The organism is Mycobacterium hainanense (assembly GCF_041890355.1).
Taxonomy (GTDB): domain Bacteria; phylum Actinomycetota; class Actinomycetes; order Mycobacteriales; family Mycobacteriaceae; genus Mycobacterium; species Mycobacterium hainanense.
In genome coordinates, this window is record NZ_CP169059.1 from 960,876 (window position 1) to 976,145 (window position 15,270).

The 15,270-nt window shown below is 64.6% G+C and carries 16 protein-coding genes; 11 read left to right on the forward strand and 5 right to left on the reverse strand.

Translation table 11 applies throughout. The annotated features are described in order from the left end of the window. Window positions 1-9 precede the first annotated feature (9 nt). Genes ACEL92_RS04595 through ACEL92_RS04620 form a run of 6 tightly spaced genes read left to right on the forward strand, consistent with a single transcriptional unit; the run spans window position 10 to window position 7,937 of the window. Window positions 10-1,272 carry an MCE family protein gene (locus tag ACEL92_RS04595; RefSeq protein WP_374024458.1) on the forward strand — a complete coding sequence of 421 codons (1,263 nt, stop codon included), beginning with the start codon at window positions 10-12 and terminating at the stop codon, window positions 1,270-1,272. Then, complete coding sequence (locus ACEL92_RS04600) at window positions 1,269-2,291, forward strand: MCE family protein (protein WP_374024459.1); 1,023 nt, start codon at window positions 1,269-1,271, stop codon at window positions 2,289-2,291. Before ACEL92_RS04595 ends, ACEL92_RS04600 begins: the two co-directional genes overlap by 4 nt. Further along, window positions 2,291-3,409, forward strand: a complete 1,119-nt coding sequence (locus ACEL92_RS04605) for an MCE family protein (RefSeq protein ID WP_374024460.1) — start codon at window positions 2,291-2,293, stop codon at window positions 3,407-3,409. The genes ACEL92_RS04600 and ACEL92_RS04605 overlap by 1 nt, the downstream gene beginning before the upstream one ends. Further along, a complete protein-coding gene (locus ACEL92_RS04610; RefSeq protein ID WP_374024461.1) occupies window positions 3,406-4,824 on the forward strand; it encodes an MCE family protein in 1,419 nt (472 codons plus the stop codon). Before ACEL92_RS04605 ends, ACEL92_RS04610 begins: the two co-directional genes overlap by 4 nt. Continuing rightward, window positions 4,821-6,179 carry an MCE family protein gene (locus tag ACEL92_RS04615; RefSeq protein ID WP_374024462.1) on the forward strand — a complete coding sequence of 453 codons (1,359 nt, stop codon included), beginning with the start codon at window positions 4,821-4,823 and terminating at the stop codon, window positions 6,177-6,179. Before ACEL92_RS04610 ends, ACEL92_RS04615 begins: the two co-directional genes overlap by 4 nt. Further along, on the forward strand, window positions 6,180-7,937 hold the full coding sequence (locus tag ACEL92_RS04620; RefSeq protein WP_374024463.1) for an MCE family protein: 1,758 nt from the start codon (window positions 6,180-6,182) through the stop codon (window positions 7,935-7,937). Window positions 7,938-7,992: 55 nt separating this feature from the next. Here ACEL92_RS04620 and ACEL92_RS04625 read toward each other — a convergent pair whose 3' ends face one another. From ACEL92_RS04625 to ACEL92_RS04635, 3 genes are all read right to left on the reverse strand, one after another. Beyond that, on the reverse strand, window positions 7,993-8,514 hold the full coding sequence (locus tag ACEL92_RS04625; protein WP_374024464.1) for a hypothetical protein: 522 nt from the start codon (window positions 8,512-8,514) through the stop codon (window positions 7,993-7,995). Between the two features lie 131 nt (window positions 8,515-8,645). Further along, a complete protein-coding gene (locus ACEL92_RS04630) occupies window positions 8,646-9,287 on the reverse strand; it encodes a hypothetical protein (RefSeq protein WP_374024465.1) in 642 nt (213 codons plus the stop codon). Then, window positions 9,284-10,087, reverse strand: coding sequence for a hypothetical protein (locus ACEL92_RS04635; protein ID WP_374024466.1), 804 nt, complete (start codon window positions 10,085-10,087; stop codon window positions 9,284-9,286). The genes ACEL92_RS04630 and ACEL92_RS04635 overlap by 4 nt, the downstream gene beginning before the upstream one ends. A 208-nt stretch (window positions 10,088-10,295) precedes the next feature. Here ACEL92_RS04635 and ACEL92_RS04640 point away from each other — a divergent pair, with 208 nt between their 5' ends. Then, a complete protein-coding gene (locus ACEL92_RS04640) occupies window positions 10,296-10,685 on the forward strand; it encodes a hypothetical protein (RefSeq protein ID WP_374026077.1) in 390 nt (129 codons plus the stop codon). A gap of 3 nt (window positions 10,686-10,688) precedes the next feature. On the opposite strand, the gene ACEL92_RS04645 is transcribed toward ACEL92_RS04640, so the two are convergent. Continuing rightward, window positions 10,689-11,291, reverse strand: a complete 603-nt coding sequence (locus ACEL92_RS04645) for a TetR/AcrR family transcriptional regulator (RefSeq protein WP_374024467.1) — start codon at window positions 11,289-11,291, stop codon at window positions 10,689-10,691. 97 nt (window positions 11,292-11,388) lie between these two features. On the opposite strand from ACEL92_RS04645, the gene ACEL92_RS04650 reads away from it, so the two are divergent. Genes ACEL92_RS04650 through ACEL92_RS04665 form a run of 4 tightly spaced genes read left to right on the forward strand, consistent with a single transcriptional unit; the run spans window position 11,389 to window position 13,867 of the window. Next, window positions 11,389-12,174 carry a hypothetical protein gene (locus ACEL92_RS04650; RefSeq protein WP_374024468.1) on the forward strand — a complete coding sequence of 262 codons (786 nt, stop codon included), beginning with the start codon at window positions 11,389-11,391 and terminating at the stop codon, window positions 12,172-12,174. Then, window positions 12,171-12,983 (forward strand): hypothetical protein, encoded by an 813-nt coding sequence (locus ACEL92_RS04655; RefSeq protein WP_374024469.1) that lies wholly within the window; start codon window positions 12,171-12,173, stop codon window positions 12,981-12,983. Before ACEL92_RS04650 ends, ACEL92_RS04655 begins: the two co-directional genes overlap by 4 nt. Beyond that, window positions 12,983-13,576, forward strand: coding sequence for a cytochrome c oxidase subunit 3 family protein (locus tag ACEL92_RS04660; protein WP_374024470.1), 594 nt, complete (start codon window positions 12,983-12,985; stop codon window positions 13,574-13,576). The genes ACEL92_RS04655 and ACEL92_RS04660 overlap by 1 nt, the downstream gene beginning before the upstream one ends. 6 nt (window positions 13,577-13,582) lie before the next feature. Further along, complete coding sequence (locus tag ACEL92_RS04665) at window positions 13,583-13,867, forward strand: cytochrome C oxidase subunit IV family protein (protein WP_374026078.1); 285 nt, start codon at window positions 13,583-13,585, stop codon at window positions 13,865-13,867. Window position 13,868: 1 nt separating this feature from the next. Here the strand turns inward: ACEL92_RS04665 and ACEL92_RS04670 are convergent, their stop codons facing one another. After that, complete coding sequence (locus ACEL92_RS04670) at window positions 13,869-15,164, reverse strand: cytochrome P450 (protein WP_374024471.1); 1,296 nt, start codon at window positions 15,162-15,164, stop codon at window positions 13,869-13,871. Between the last annotated feature and the right edge of the window lie 106 nt (window positions 15,165-15,270).

Genomic DNA, 15,270 nt, shown 5'->3' on the forward strand with positions numbered 1-15,270 from the left:
GGTAGGGCAGTGACGCAGAGTGTTCCGGCGGGTCGCGGCGCGGTCGCGGGCCAACCGCCGCGTACCGGCCATGCGCGGCCGCCGGCCGGGCGGAATTACCTGCCGCCCCTGCTCGGGCTTGCCACCGTCCTCATCATCGGATTGATTTTCGCCGTGGCGGTCGGCCTGTTTCAGGGCTCCTTCACCGAAACCGTTCCGGTGACCGTGGTCTCGCAACGCGCCGGCCTGGTCATGAACCCGGACGCCAAGGTGAAGCTGCGAGGGGTGCAAGTCGGCAAGGTCGCCTCGATCGAGCCGCTGCCCAACGGCGAGGCCGCCATTCACCTGGCGATGGACCCGTCGCAATTGCGGTTCATTCCCAGCAACGTGCTCGTCGACATCGCGTCGTCGACGGTATTCGGCGCGAAGTCCGTCCAGCTGGTGGAGCCCGCCCAGCCCTCGGCCCAGCGTCTGCACGGTGGCCAGACGCTGCAAGGCCAGCATGTCATGGTCGAAATCAATACCGTGTTCCAGCAACTGGTGTCGGTGCTCAGCCACATCGACCCGCCGAAGCTCAACGAGTCACTGGGCGCCCTCGCCCAAGCGCTTAGCGGGCGCGGCCCACAGCTTGGCCAATCCCTTAGTGACCTGGATTCGTTTTTGGCCAAGCTGGAGCCGAGCCTGCCCGCGTTCCGTCATGACTTCTCGGTCTTACCGGCGGTATCCAACGCCTATGCCGACGCGGCGCCCGACCTGGTGAGGACCGCGGCCAACGCGACTCGGATCAGCAAGACGATTGTCGACGAACAGCACAACCTGGATGCATTGCTGATCAGCGCGATCGGCTTGGCCGACATCGGCAACGACGTCTTGTCGACGAACCGCCAACCGCTGACGGACGTCATGCATCTGTTGGTGCCAACCACCGATCTGACGAATGAGTACAACCCCGCACTGACCTGCGCTCTTGGCGGCCTCGTACGCCTATCGCACGGGGCGCCGTTGTCGGAACCGAGCATCAACATCTCGGCGAGCCTCACGTGGGGCGCCGAGCGTTATCGGTATCCGACGAACCTGCCCAAGGTTGCGGCGACGGGCGGCCCGCGCTGCGTGGGTCTGCCGGCGCTGCCGTTCAATACGGCGCCACCGCAATTGATCGCCGATATCGGCGCGGACCCGGTGGGGTACGGAAATCCGCAGCTGCTGATCAACTCCGATCTCCTCAAACAGCTGTTGTACGGCCCGATCGCGGGCCCACCGCGCAACTCTGCGCAGATCGGCGAGCAGGGATGAGAACGCGCGCAACACTGGTCAAATTCGCGATCTTCACGGTTGTGATGTCGATGCTGACCGCCTTCCTGTTCTTCATCTTCGGCCAGTACCGGACGGGTGCGACCACCGGGTATTCGGCGGTGTTCACCGACGTGTCGCGCCTGAAGACGGGGCAGTCGGTGCGGGTAGCCGGTATCCGGGTCGGCACCGTCAACGGCGTCTCGCTGCAGCCGGACAAGAAAGTGGTGGTGGATTTCGACGTCGACCGCAGCGTCGTTCTCACCGAGGGCACCAGGGCGGCGGTGCGTTACCTGAACCTGGTGGGCGACCGCTACCTCGAACTGGTCGATGGTCCGGGCTCTCCCAAGCACCTGCCGGCCGGCGGCCAGATCCCGGTCAACCGGACGGCGCCCGCGCTCGACCTCGATCTGCTGCTGGGCGGACTGAAACCCGTCACCCAAGGTCTGAATGCGCGTGACGTCAACGCGTTGACCGCGGGATTGTTACAGGTCTTCCAGGGCCAGGGCGGGACGCTCGACTCGCTGTTCGCCAAGACGACGTCGTTCTCGAATGCGTTGGCCGACAACGATCAAACCGTGCAGCAACTGATCGACAACCTCAACATCGTGATCGGCACGGTTGCCAAGGACGGCAAACAGTTCTCTGGCGCGATCGATCGGCTCGAGGGGCTTGTCAGCGGCCTGTCGAATGACCGCGACACCATCGGGTCCGCCATCGACGCCCTAGATAAGGGAACCGCTTCGTTGGCGGATCTGCTTGCCGAGGCCCGCCCGCCGCTGTCTGGCACGATAGCTCAGCTGAATCGGCTCGCGCCCATACTCGATGGCGACAAGGACCGCCTCGACGCCGCACTTCAGAAGGCGCCGAAGAACTACCGCAAGCTGGTCCGGCTCGGCGTGAACGGCGCCACCATCCCGTACTACCTCTGCCAGTTCGGACTCCGCGGCACGGATCTGAACGGTAAGACAGTGCGCGCCAATATCTATCGGTCAGATGCAGGAAGGTGCACGGAACCCTGATGCTCAAGTACCGCGGCGCTCAGCTCGTCAAGCCTGGCTTCATCGGCGTCATCCTGGCGGTGATGGTCATCCTGGTCGGCCTGTCACCCGACCGATTCATCCAATGGGCGACGATGGTCAGGTACCAGGCGCTGTTCACCGAAGCCGGCGGCCTTGCGACGGGCAATCCGGTAATCGTGTCGGGGATGAAAGTCGGCACGGTGTCGGATGTGAAGCTGCGCCATGGCGACGCTCTGGTGACGTTCGCGATGAAGGGCAGCGTCCTGCTCGGTTCGGAGACTTCCGCCCACATCCGCACCGGCACGCTGCTCGGCGAGCGCATGCTGACGGTGGAGTCTGCCGGCACCGGCACGATGCACCCGATGGCTCTCATCCCCGTCTCGCGCACCTCTTCTCCGTACTCGCTGACGGAAGCGGTCAGCGACTTGACGTCGGACACGGCTGGAACCAACACCGCCGCGCTGAATCAGTCGTTGGACACGCTGGCGGCCACGCTCGACCAGATCGCACCCCAGATGGGTCCGGCCTTCGACGCGCTCACCCGGTTATCGCGGACCCTCAACAGCCGCAACAAGAACCTGGGCGAGTTGTTCAAGAGTGCTGGTGATGTCACCGGGATACTTTCCGAACGCAGCATGCAGGTCAACAAGCTCATCCTCAACTCCGATTCCCTGCTGCAAGTGCTGGTCGCACGCCGGCAGGAAATCGTGGACCTGCTGGCCAACACCTCGACAGTGGCCAAACAGCTGACTACGTTGGTGCACGAAAACGAAAGCACCTTGGCACCGACGCTGGAGCGGCTGAATCGGGTGACCGGGGTGCTCGAAAAGAACCGCGACAATATCGGCAAGGCGCTGCCGGGCCTGGCCAAATTCCAAATCACGGTCGGTGAGGCCATCTCTGGTATGTACGCCTACCAGGCGTTTGCCCCGAACTTCCTTGTCCCGCAACTCTTTCAGGAGTTGGTCGACTACCTCTGGGGATTCCGCACCTTCGATACGTCCAAGGGTCCGGGCTTCCCGTCACCGGTACCTCGGGCGCTGACCCCCTGGCCGTACAACTCCATTCCACAGTGCCCTGGCTGCACCCTGGGCGGACGGATCGGGGGATCACAATGACCGCCCGGATTCCGCGCAAGCGGCTGGCGGCCGTGACGGCGGTCGTCCTGGTCGGGCTGGCCGTTGCGGGCGCCGCCATGGTCGTCCGTAATACGTTCTTCGGGCCACGGACGATCACCGCCTACTTCACCACCGCCACCGCGATCTATCCCCACGACGAGGTGCGGGTCTCGGGTGTCAAGGTCGGCAGCATCAAATCCATTCAGCCGCAGGGCACCCAGGCCAAGATGGTCTTCAAGATCGACCGCGACGTGCCCATTCCGGCGGACGCCAAGGCGGTTATCGTCGCCCCGAATCTGGTGGCCGCCCGCTACGTCCAGCTCACACCGGCCTACCGCGACAGCGGACCGGTCATGCGTGACGGGGCGGTCATCCCCGTCGAACGGACCGCGGTGCCGGTCGAGTGGGACGAGGTCAAAACCCAGTTGATGCGGCTGGCAACGGATTTGGGACCCAAGAGTGGGGTATCGGGCACGTCGGTGGGCCGCTTCATCGACAGCGCCGCCAACGCGCTGGACGGCAACGGCGACAAGCTGCGGCAAACACTCGGTCAATTGTCCGGCGTGGGCCGGATCCTCGCCAACGGCAGCGGCAACATCGTCGACATCATCAAAAACCTGCAGACGTTTGTCAGCGCGCTGCGCGACAGCAACGTCCAGCTCGTGCAGTTCAATGACCGACTGGCCACGCTCACCAGTGTGGTCAATGACAGCAAATCCGAACTGGACGCGGCTTTGACTGATCTGTCGACGGCGGTCGGCGAGGTGCAGCGATTCATCGCCGGGACGCGCAACCAAACCAGCGAGCAAATCGCCAGGCTGGCCGATGTCACGCAGAACCTGGTCGATCACCACATGGCCCTGGAAAATATCCTGCACGCGGCGCCGAACGCGTTCGGCAACTTCTTCAACGACTACAACGCCGACACCGGAACCATCGTGGGCGGATTCGGGCTCATGAATATGGCGAATCCGACATGGGGCGGTCAGGTTCTGCTGTCCGTGCCGGGCTGCACGCAAATCGGCGCCATCGAGAACATCACCGCGGTCGAATCGGGCAAGCTGTGCTCACTGTTCCTCGGCCCCGGGTTGCGGCAGACCAACTACAACAATTCCCCAATTCCCCTCGACCCATTCATAGCCAAGTCGGTCGACCCCTCGAAGGTTCTCTACACCGAACCGCGCCTGGCGCCCGGCGGCGAGGGTCCCAAACCCGGGCCTCCCGAGATGCCGCCCGCGGTGTCGGCCTACACCGGCCTGCCGGGTGATCCGGTGGGTCCGCCGGGGGCGGTGCCGCCGGAGCGGATACCGGGCGCGGCGATGCCGCTGCCGCCGCCGCCGTCGACACCGGTGCCACCACCACCGGTGCCCAGCGCCTCGGGCATGCTGTTGCCGGCAGACGGGCCACAACAATGAGCGCGCGGGTTGCGGCCAAGCGGGTATTCGCCACTGGCTGTTGCGTGGTGGTGACGGCAACGGGATGCGCATTCCACGGCCTGAATTCCCTACCGCTGCCCGGCGCGGTCGGACGCGGGCCGGGGGCCAACATCTACCACGTCGAGCTTCCGAATGTCGGTACGATGGAATCGAATTCGCCGGTGATGATCGACGACGTCGTCGTCGGCAGTGTTGGTGCGATGCGGGTGCGAGGCTGGCACGCGGACGTCGAGATCTCGGTCAAGCGCGATGTGGTGGTCCCGGCCAACGTGTTCGCCACCGTCGGCCAGACCAGCTTGCTGGGCTCGATGCATGTGGAGCTCAATACTCCGCCGGGTCAGCAGGGAAGCGGACGGCTGCAGCCGGGCGCCACCATCCCGCTCAGTCGGTCATCGGCATACCCCTCCACCGAGCAGACGCTGTCGTCGCTGGGCGCGGTCGTCAACGGCGGTGGACTGGGACAGATCGGGGAGGTCATCCACAACTTCTCGGCCGCCCTGTCCGGGCACGAGGGCGCCGTGCGTGATTTGATTACCCGCCTGGACACGTTCGTCGGGACTTTGGACGACCAGCGCGACGACATCGTCGCCTCCATCCAGGCGCTGAATCGGCTGTCGGCCACTTTCGCCGATCAACGCGACGTTCTTACCGATGCGCTGCGCAAGATACCGCCGGCGCTCGAGGTGTTGATCAAGGAGCGGCCTCGTCTGACGACCGCCCTGGACCACCTTCGCGTGTTCAGCAACACCGCCACCCGGCTGGTCAACGATGCCCAGGCCGACTTGGTCACGAACCTCAAGAACCTGGAGCCCACCATCAAGGCGCTCGCCGACGTCGGACCGGAGTTCGGCGCGGCCATCGCGGCGTCGTTCGTGTTCCCGTTCACCCAGAACTTTGTCGACCGAGCGGTTCGAGGCGACTTCTTCAACCTGCATTTCGATTTCGACCTCACGATTCCCCGGCTCAAGAAGGGCTTGTTCCTGGGAACCCACTGGGGACAGCTGGATATGCCCGTGCCACCGGTACCCGGCGACCCGTATCGCATGAATTACACACTCGATCCGCTGCATAACCCGCTAAGGCCACCGTGGGTCGATCCCAACGCGTTGCCACTGCCCCCACCACCGCCGGGTGCGGTACCGGGACAGGGATCGCCACCGGGGAATTTTGGACCCCCGCCTGGGCCGCCGCCCAGTGCGGCCCCGCTGCCGGGGCCCCCGCCTGGTGCGGTCCCGCTGCCCGGACCCCCACCGGCTGCGGCCACGCCGCCCGACGCGGGTCCTGGTCAGACGCCGGCGCCCGCAGAGGCGCCCGGAACGGGAGCCGGTGGATAGATGCTGACGCGCTTCGTTCGGATCCAGCTGGCCATCTTCACGATCGCCGGAACCATCGGCGTGATCGCGATGGTCCTGTTCTACATCCAAGCGCCGACGCTACTGGGCATCGGCCGGATGACGGTGACGCTGGAGCTGCCGGCCACCGGCGGCCTGTATCGGTTCTCCAACGTGACCTATCGTGGAGTTCAGCTCGGCAAGGTCACCGCCGTGGGGTTGACGCCGACCGGTGCGAAAGCGACGCTGTCGCTTAGCACTTCACCCAAGGTCCCCGCGGACTTGACCGCCGCGGTGCTCAGTGTCTCGGCGGTGGGTGAACAGTACGTGGACCTTCGGCCCAGAAACGATTCGCCGCCCTACCTGCACGACGGCTCGGTTATCGCCATGCGCGACACGACAATTCCGCAACCGGTTGCCCCCATGCTCGAGCAGGTCAATGCCTTGGTCCAAAGCATCCCGAAGACCAAACTCGGCCAATTACTCGACGAGTCGTTCCAGGGCTTCAACGGTGCCGGTTACGACCTGGGGTCACTGCTCGACTCCTCACAGACGTTGTCCCGCGACGCCAACGGCGTGGTCGATCGCACCCGAGCCCTCACCGAAGACACCGGGCCGTTGCTGGACACCCAGGCGCGCACCACCGATTCGATAAGAACGTGGGCGCGTAGCTTCGCGGGCATCTCGGATACGCTGGTGACCAACGATTCTCACTTCCGCACCATCCTGCAAAAGGGCCCGGAGACTGCGAACGAAGCTTCCCGGCTTCTCGAACAAATCAAACCGACGCTGCCGGTGTTGCTTGCCAACCTCACCACCATCGGCCAGATCGGCGTCACCTACCACCCCTCCATCGAGCAGCTACTGGTCTTGCTCCCGTCGGGTGTCGCGGTCGAGCAGGCGGCCGCGGGTGAAAATCATCCCGACGGCAGGGCATACGGCGACTTCGCGGCCACGGTCGACGACCCACCCATTTGCACCGTCGGCTTCATGCCGCCCAACACCTGGCGGTCCCCAGACGACCTGTCCGACATCGACACACCGGACGGGTTGTACTGCAAACTCCCGCAGGATTCACCGATCGCCGTTCGCGGCGCCCGCAACTATCCGTGCATGGGTCACCCGGGTAAACGTGCGCCAACCGTCGAAATCTGCAACAGTGACAAGCCGTACATGCCGCTGGCGATGCGTCAGCACACCCTCGGCCCCTACCCCCTGGATCCGAATCTGCTCGCCCAGGGCGTCCCGCCCGATGACCGAATCACCACCAACGACAGGATTTTCGGGCCGGTCGAGGGAACGCCGCTGCCGCCCGGGGCGGTGCCGCGCGGCGCGCCCGCGGGGCCCCGGGGAGAAAATCCCCTACCGGGCACGGTGGGAGCCGCTGTACCGCCCATGCCGTCATCCGGACCCCCTGCGCTGGCGCCCATGTCGAGAATGTCGGCGGAGCTCCCGCCCTTCGCGCCACTCGACGTCCCCTCACCGGGAGAGCTTCCCGCACCGCCCGCTGCGCCGGCACCGCCGCCGGCCCCGCCCGTTCCTTCCGATCCGGCACCGGCAGACACAGCCGGCGGCGGAGGACCCCAGGCTGCGCCAAGCTCGTTCGGAGCCAACGCATCTAAACCCGCGCCCTCGGTCGTGGTGGCAAAGTACGATCCGCGCACCGGTCGTTATGTCGGCCCGGACGGCAAGCTGTATCAGCAGTCGGACCTAGTTGCCCCGAAAGCACCCAGGACGTGGAAGGACATGCTGCCCACCTGAATTCGCCCCGACATGAAGCGGCCCGCGGGACGGGCATGCGGCTACGGCCGCAGGGTCACGACAGCTGGTCCAGGCGCAACGGCATCGTGATATCAAGCCAATTGTTCTGCCCGCATGCGCCGCTTGGGCCTACCGTCTTGTCCTTGCCGGCGAAGACGCGCGACCCGATTTGGAATCCACCATTGTCGTTCACCGGGTAGAAAAAGAAGGCCTGCATCCCGGGGAACGCGGTACCGTCCTCACACCGTTCCCAGTTCGGCACTTCGTGTTTCACCTTCCACATCTCGCCATCGTTCATATACATGGGCGCGCTCCAACCCTGGTCGCTGGTCACCGTGCCGTGGCACTCCTGGGTCGTCTCGCAAGACGAGCTGATGGTCCATACCTGGTAGACCGTCGGTTCGCCGAAGTACTGATCGTTTCTCTGGGCCCAGTCGCCGATGGACGTGGCACGGTAAGTCCCGTTGATCGCCACGTCTTCCTTGGTTATAGCTTTGGCCGGGGGTCCGGTGCTCACACCGCCGAAGGCGGTGAGAGCCACCAGCGTTGCGGTGCTGAGTGTTTTGACTGGACGCATCGGCTGCTCCTCGAACCGCGTAATCCGAGAGTGTCTATGGCACCTTTTCGCCGTCGGTTGCGGCACTCTCGAGCGATGACGTTACACCGCTTCGGGCCGCCGGTTAACGGTTAGTGCAAGATCGGCAGCGCTCACCCGGAGGGGTCGAATTTCGCGATCAGCCAGGACCCGTTGACTTTCGACAACGTGACCAAGACGCTGCTCTGCGTGATTTCAGGATCCTTCTTGTGCTCACTTTTCGTCGTCTGGTCGACGAAAACCAGCACCACGGCCGAATCGGGATGCAATTCCGAGACTGCGGCCCGAACCACCTTGGCCGACGCCGTCAGTTGTCCCTTCTGCGCCGTCGGCGCGACGACATCGTCGCTGAACTTGCTGTAATACGCCAGAAGGTCGCCGGTGAGATGTGACTTCGCGTTACTGAAATCGCGGTTCAAATGGTCATAGGAGTACGACAACACCGCGACGGCACCATCTGACGCTGCCTGGATCGCCCGGTGCGCTGCCACATCGCCGACCTGCTGATCCGGCCGGTACAGGATGAAGTACACGCCGGCGGCGACTCCCAGCGCGGCGATAACCAACGTTGTCGCAACGATCGAACGCCACCTTGCCGAGTACCGGCGGGCCCGGCGCCGGACCTCCGCCAGCCGGTGAGAGCGCGCCGGTCGCACTCCAGCGGTCGCCAGTCCGTCCTCCTCGGCGGGTGAAGTACCTGCGCCGTCAATCGCCTTTTCGGTCCCGTCCTGCGGTGAGCCGGGTTCGACAGTCATCGCACGAATTCGACTTTCGACATCTTGAGCTGGCCGCCGTCGCGGTCCATATTGACGCTGAGCCGAAACAAGGCGGGCGGCGGTTTGGCGTTGTCCGGCCCAATGGGATCGGTCTTCGCCGCCACAAGCACGACTCCCGAATTGTCGCTCAACGACTGGACAGCGACGGCTTCGATGGTGACCTTGGTGCCGACCTTAGTCTCCTCGGCCTTCTTGACCATCAGGGGCGACAGCACGGAGAGCTGATCCTTCTGGTCGCCCGTGGAGGCATCGATGGTGCGCTGGACACTCTCCTTGGCGTGATCGGGGTCAATCGACATGAAGGCCGTAATCCCTTGCCGTGCGGCCGCACTGAACTCCGCGGCGAGTTGGCGATTATGCACCGCGGTGTGGTGCTGCTGCAGCATGTAGCCGCTCGCGGCGAGAGAAGTGGAGAAAAGAACGATGCCGACGCCGGCGGCTACGGTCTTCCGCCCTGGGCGCCGCAGCCACCGCGGCCGCCTGGGTCGTCGCGGCACACGGAGCCGTTTCCGGGTCTGCGCCGCGGACCGCGGCTCGACGTCGTGGGCGTCGTCCTGCGCATCCCCGGTTTCGGCTGCCCCGCGCAGCCTTTCCAGGCGCGCCCGAGCCGCCTCGGCGCGCGCTTCGGCCTTGGCAACTTCGTCGTCTTCCGGGTTCCCTCCTGATGCGGCCGCTTCGTCGCCACTCTCAGCCCCTGCGTTTGACTGTGGTTCGCCGGGATCGGTCGCATTCCTCGGGTCGCCACAATCGTCGGTGTTGGGTCCCACCGGATCGTGCACGGGGAGGAAGCTTATCACTTTGACCTGGGCTCAACGCCGTCATGGGACCGCTGCCTTGTGCCTCTCAGATGCGGAACTGATCCTCCCGGGACGGGACGGAGTGGCGTTCGAGACGGCCCGGTGTCCACCACCGGTCGGCCCAGGTAAGGTTCTCCAACTAGGAGAATTTTCCTTTCGGGTGTGGCAAAGTAATTGGGTGCGATCAATCGTGGCTCTGGTTGCCGCGTTGCTCGGCGCCGGTGTGATGGCGGCGCCGCCAGCCATGGCCGGGCCGACCGTCTGCGACTACCCCGCCTGCACACCGGGCATCATGCCCCACCAGGTGCTGGGTGCGCCTTGTGAAAACACCACCTACTACGCCTTCGGTGTCGCCGACGGATACGTGTCGTTCGCCTCGGAGCCCGGACGGCTGATGTTCTGTGGTTCACCCAGGAGGTACCAGCCCCGATGGTTCCGCTCACCTCCGATGGCGGGGGTCAAGGAGGAAAACGCAGAGTGCCAGAACTATCTGAACTACGTCGCGCAGGCACCTGACGGTCTCTTCCTGATTTGTATTGCGCACGACGGCATAGCGAGTTGGGTCCGCGCCGACACGTAGCACTCATTCGGGGGACTGCCGGGGCAGTCCGAGCAGCCGCCGGCTCAAGTCGGTGACCCTGGCGAGCAACGTCTCGTCATCGATGTCGGCAACGAGCGGATGCATGACGGCGGTGCTGAGCGCGCCGGAGAACATGGCCGCCTCGATCCGCCCGTCCAGGCCCGCATCGCTCAGCAGCACCCGGTAAAGCCGGTCCATGAAGGCTTGAAAAGGCTTGTGCTCGGCCAGCAACCGGACCACGACCGGATCGAATTGCAGCGTGCGCACCAACCGCCGGTCGCGAACGGCCATCTCAATCACGCTTACCAACAAGGCATCTCGTGCTCGCGGGCCATCGTCGTACGCTTCGGCCTCCTCGAGTGCCGGCTCCAGCCGGCCGAGTTCGCGCTCCGTCACCGCGATGACGATCTGCTCTTTGGTCCGGAACTGGTGATAGACAGCAGCTTTGGTGATACCGACCGCGTCGGCGATCATCTGCAGCGACGTACCGCTGACACCGTGCGTGGCGAACAGGTCCAACGCGGCATCGAGGACCCGCGTCCGGGCCGGGCTGTGTTCGATCAGCCAGAAGTGCTCAGCGGTCACCGGTCGCCGTGCTGCTCCCACGCACCGAGACTAGACGACTCTCTTGACCGAAGCTAGCCGATCGGCTAGCTTCGCAGATTAATCGCGTCCAGTAGGTGATCTCGCAGGGGAGGGGCCGATGTCCGACGTCGAGGTTGGCGACGCCCGGCGCCCGGGGTTGAGGGGGACCGCGCCGCGGCGGATCGACGGCGAGTTGATCCTGCTCTGGACGTTGCCGGTCGCCTTGATCCTCTGGATCGCCGCATTCTTCCTGTTTCCGGGGTTCAATCCGCCGATGTCGCCGACGATGCCGGCGGAGCAGGTGGCCGCGTTCTATCGCGATCCTGCCCACCTCCCGGAGATCCGCTACAGCATGATCTTGTTCAACTGGTTCGGCGTGTGCCTGGTGCCGATCCTGGCGCTGATCGTCTTGCAGATCCGCAGGATGGCGCACCGGACGCCGATCTTTTCCTACGCGATGCTGGGCTGCGTCGCAGGCGGTCCGACGCTTTTCCTCGTTGCTAACGTGTGCTGGCTCCTGGCCGCCTTCCGCCCCGAACGCAGCCCCGAGCTGACGCAGCTGCTCAACGATTTTGCCTGGATCACCTTCACCATCCTGGTGCCATTCCTGATTGGGCAGAGCGTAATCCTGGCGCTGGCAATTTATTTCGACTCCCAGCCGCGTCCGGTCTTCAGCCGCTGGGTGGCGCACTTCAACCTGCTGGTGGCCGCCGCGCTGGTGCCGGCGGCGTTCGTAGGTGTGTCCTTGACGGGCCCGCTCGCCTGGAACGGCATGTTGTCGTTCTGGGTGAAGAACGTCGCGATCGCGGTCTGGATCGTCGTGATGGGCGTCGTGTTGGGCCGGGCGATCTATCGCGAGCGGGCCAAAAACCCAAGAACTGCTGAGAAATTGGTGGATGCATGAGCGCGGTTGTCGCGCCGCAGGCATCCCCGGACACGCCTCCTTCGGGACCCCTGCATCAACGAATCGGCTGGCATCTGCGGCGCGACCCCAAGCGAGAACTGTGGTTGGCGTGGGCGATCCTCATGGTGTTCTACGGCCTGTTCTTCCCGATGTTCTTCATCGTGGCGCAAGTCCAGCCGCCGCCGGCGCCGACTTGGGACCTCGCGACGCAGGCCCACTGGTTTTCCGAACGCCACCTCGGCATACCCGTCGGGTTCGGCGTCATCTTCGCCATCAGCGGCATGATCGCGGTTAACAACGCTCTCATCGCGTATTCGATGCGGCGCATGTCGGTCAGCCGTGCGTTCGGGTATTCGTATCTCATCATCTACTCGCTCAGTGCGGTTCCCGGCATGCTGCTGCTGAACATCGCCCTGATCGTGGGCACGCTGCGTCCGCAGCGAAATCCCGAAGCCCTCGGCTGGCTCTACGATTTCGCGTTTCTGTCTTTCGACGGCACCATGGGCGTCTTCCTGATCGGTTCCCTGATCTGGATGGTCGCGATCCTGCTCGACCGGAATCGGGTCTTCCCCAAATGGTTCGGCTATCTCAACCTATGCAACGCGCTCACCGAGGTTGTGGTGGCGCCGTGCTGGATCTTCCGGCGCGGCGTGCTGGCATGGAACGGTCAGATTGCGTGGTGGCTGGACATGGTCGTGTTCGGCGTCTACCAAGTCACTTTCATCGTCATGCTGTTCCGGATGATCCAGCGCGAGGACTTCGGCACCGGGCCCCTCCCAGAACACAATCGGGAAAAGGTGCCCGCGTGATGACCGACATGGCCGAGAAGCAACGGTCCAGATTCGTGCCCGGACAGCCGGACATGTGGGCGTTCGTGCTGTTCGAAACATTGCTCTTCACCGGCTATTTCGGCTTCTATCTGTTCTACCGCGCCCGAAACCCCGAGCTGTTCCTGCATGCGCAGTCGCAGCTCGACCTGAGGGTCGGCGTGTTCAACACGCTGGTCTTGCTGCTGAGCTCCTGGTCGGTGGCGCGGTGCGTCCAATCGGCTCGGGCGGGCGCCTACCGTGCCGCCCTGCGGGACGTGTTCATCACCGCCGCGCTCGCCGCGGTCTTCCTCTTCTTCAAGGTGTTCGAGTGGGCCCGCTTGGTGCGCCTGGGCAATGGACTGGACAGCAACGACTTCTTCACCTACTACTTCTTCCTCACCGGCATCCACTTCGTGCACCTTCTGATCGGCTTCGTCGCCCTCGGCGTCATCGTCTACCAACTGCGCGCGACGGCACGGAATGCCCACGACACACAAGAAACCCAGCGGCTCGTCGAAACCTGCGCCACCTACTGGCACACGGTCGACTTCCTGTGGGTGCTCATCTTCGCGCTGCTCTACGTGGTGAGGTGATCTCCGATCAAGTTCAACAAACGACTGCTGGTGGTGTGGACGGTCTTGGCGGCTCTGACCCTCGGCTACCTATGGCTGGACCACTCCGCAGGCCATGCCGGGACGCTGAAATCCAACGCGGTGGTCACATCCAGCGTCATCGTGATCGCACTTGTCAAGGTGCGCATCATCTTTCGCGAATTCATGGAGGTACGAAACGCCCCCGTGCTGCTGTGCAGGCTCACCGACGCGTGGGTGCTGCTGATGGGCGTCGCCCTGCTCAGCTGCTACTTCACCGGAATGGCGATCTGACTCAACCCACCGACGCGACGGCGTCCGCAGTCGTGAAGGTGAGGTGGAGTTCGCTCAGGCCGCGCAGAATGTACGTCGGCTCGTAGGTGTAGCGACGCTCGGCGGCGGGCCCGTGATGGGCCTCGTCGATCTCGATGTGGGGCATCCGGTCCAGGATCCGCTCGATCGAGACGCGGCCCTCGACGCGGGCGAGCGGACCGCCCGGGCAGGAGTGGACACCCCGGGCGAAGGCCATGTGCTCGCGAACGTTCTTGCGGCGCAGGTCGAATTCGTGCGGGTTGTCGAACCGCCGAGGGTCGCGGTTCGCGGCGCCGGGCAGGACCATCACCACGGTGCCGGCGGGGATGTCGACGCCCCCGATGGTGGTGGCCTTGCGCGCCAGCCGCGAGTCGCTCTTGACCGGGCTGTCCATCCGCAGCGATTCCTCGATGAACCCGGGGATCAGGCTGCGGTCCTCGCGCAGCTGCTGCTGGATGTCCGGCCGGTCGCCGAGCACCTGCAGCGCGGCGCTGAGCAGCTTGGCGGTGGTCTCCTGGCCGGCGGCGAAGAGGAACGTCGCCGAACGGACCACCTCGATGACCGGGGGCGTCGAGCCGTCCGGATACTTCGCCGACGCAAGCGACGTCAGCACGTCGTTGCGGGGCTCCCGCCGCCGGTCCTCGATGTAATTGCAGAACTTATCGTCCAGCCACTCCAATGGGTTGATGCCGACCGACTGGTGGTCGAGCGCGCCCACTCGCGCTTCGGGGCGGTCGGCGCCCAGGACGGTGCGGAACTCCTTGTGGTCCTCCTCCGGGACGCCGAGTAGGTCGGCGATCACCAGCGTGGCGAACGGCTTCGAGTATTCGGCGATGAACTCGCACTCGCCGTTTTGTAGGAACTCATCGAGCTGCCGGTCGGCCAGGCGCCACATGAACTCCTCGTTCTGCTTCAGCCGGCTCGGGGTCAACAGCTTGGCGAGCACCGACCGGGCCTTGGTGTGATCCGGCGGATCCATGGTGACCATGTGCTCGAACATGGGGAAGGAGCTGCGGTGCGCGTCGATCTGGTGGCTGATGTCGTCGCCTTCGGGCGTGAAGGGCAACGGCGGGAAGGGGCCGCCGAGCGCGACGATGTTCGAGAACGTGTCGGGGTCCTTGTAGATCTCGCAGGCTTCGTCGTAGCCCGTCACCGCGACGACGCCATAGTGAGGCAGCCGCAGCACCGGGTTCTGACTGCGCAGGTAATCGAAGTAGGGGTGGGGATCGGGTACCAGAGACGGGTCGGTGAAGAAGTCGATTGACTCGTAGTCGCTCATCGGATTGCGTCTCCCTGGGCTTGGATTGCCGGCTGTGTTCGGCGGCAGGCTGTGGCGCCGCGCGATTTCCGAACCGAAATATGCTGAGCACCTGCTTAGCATGGCG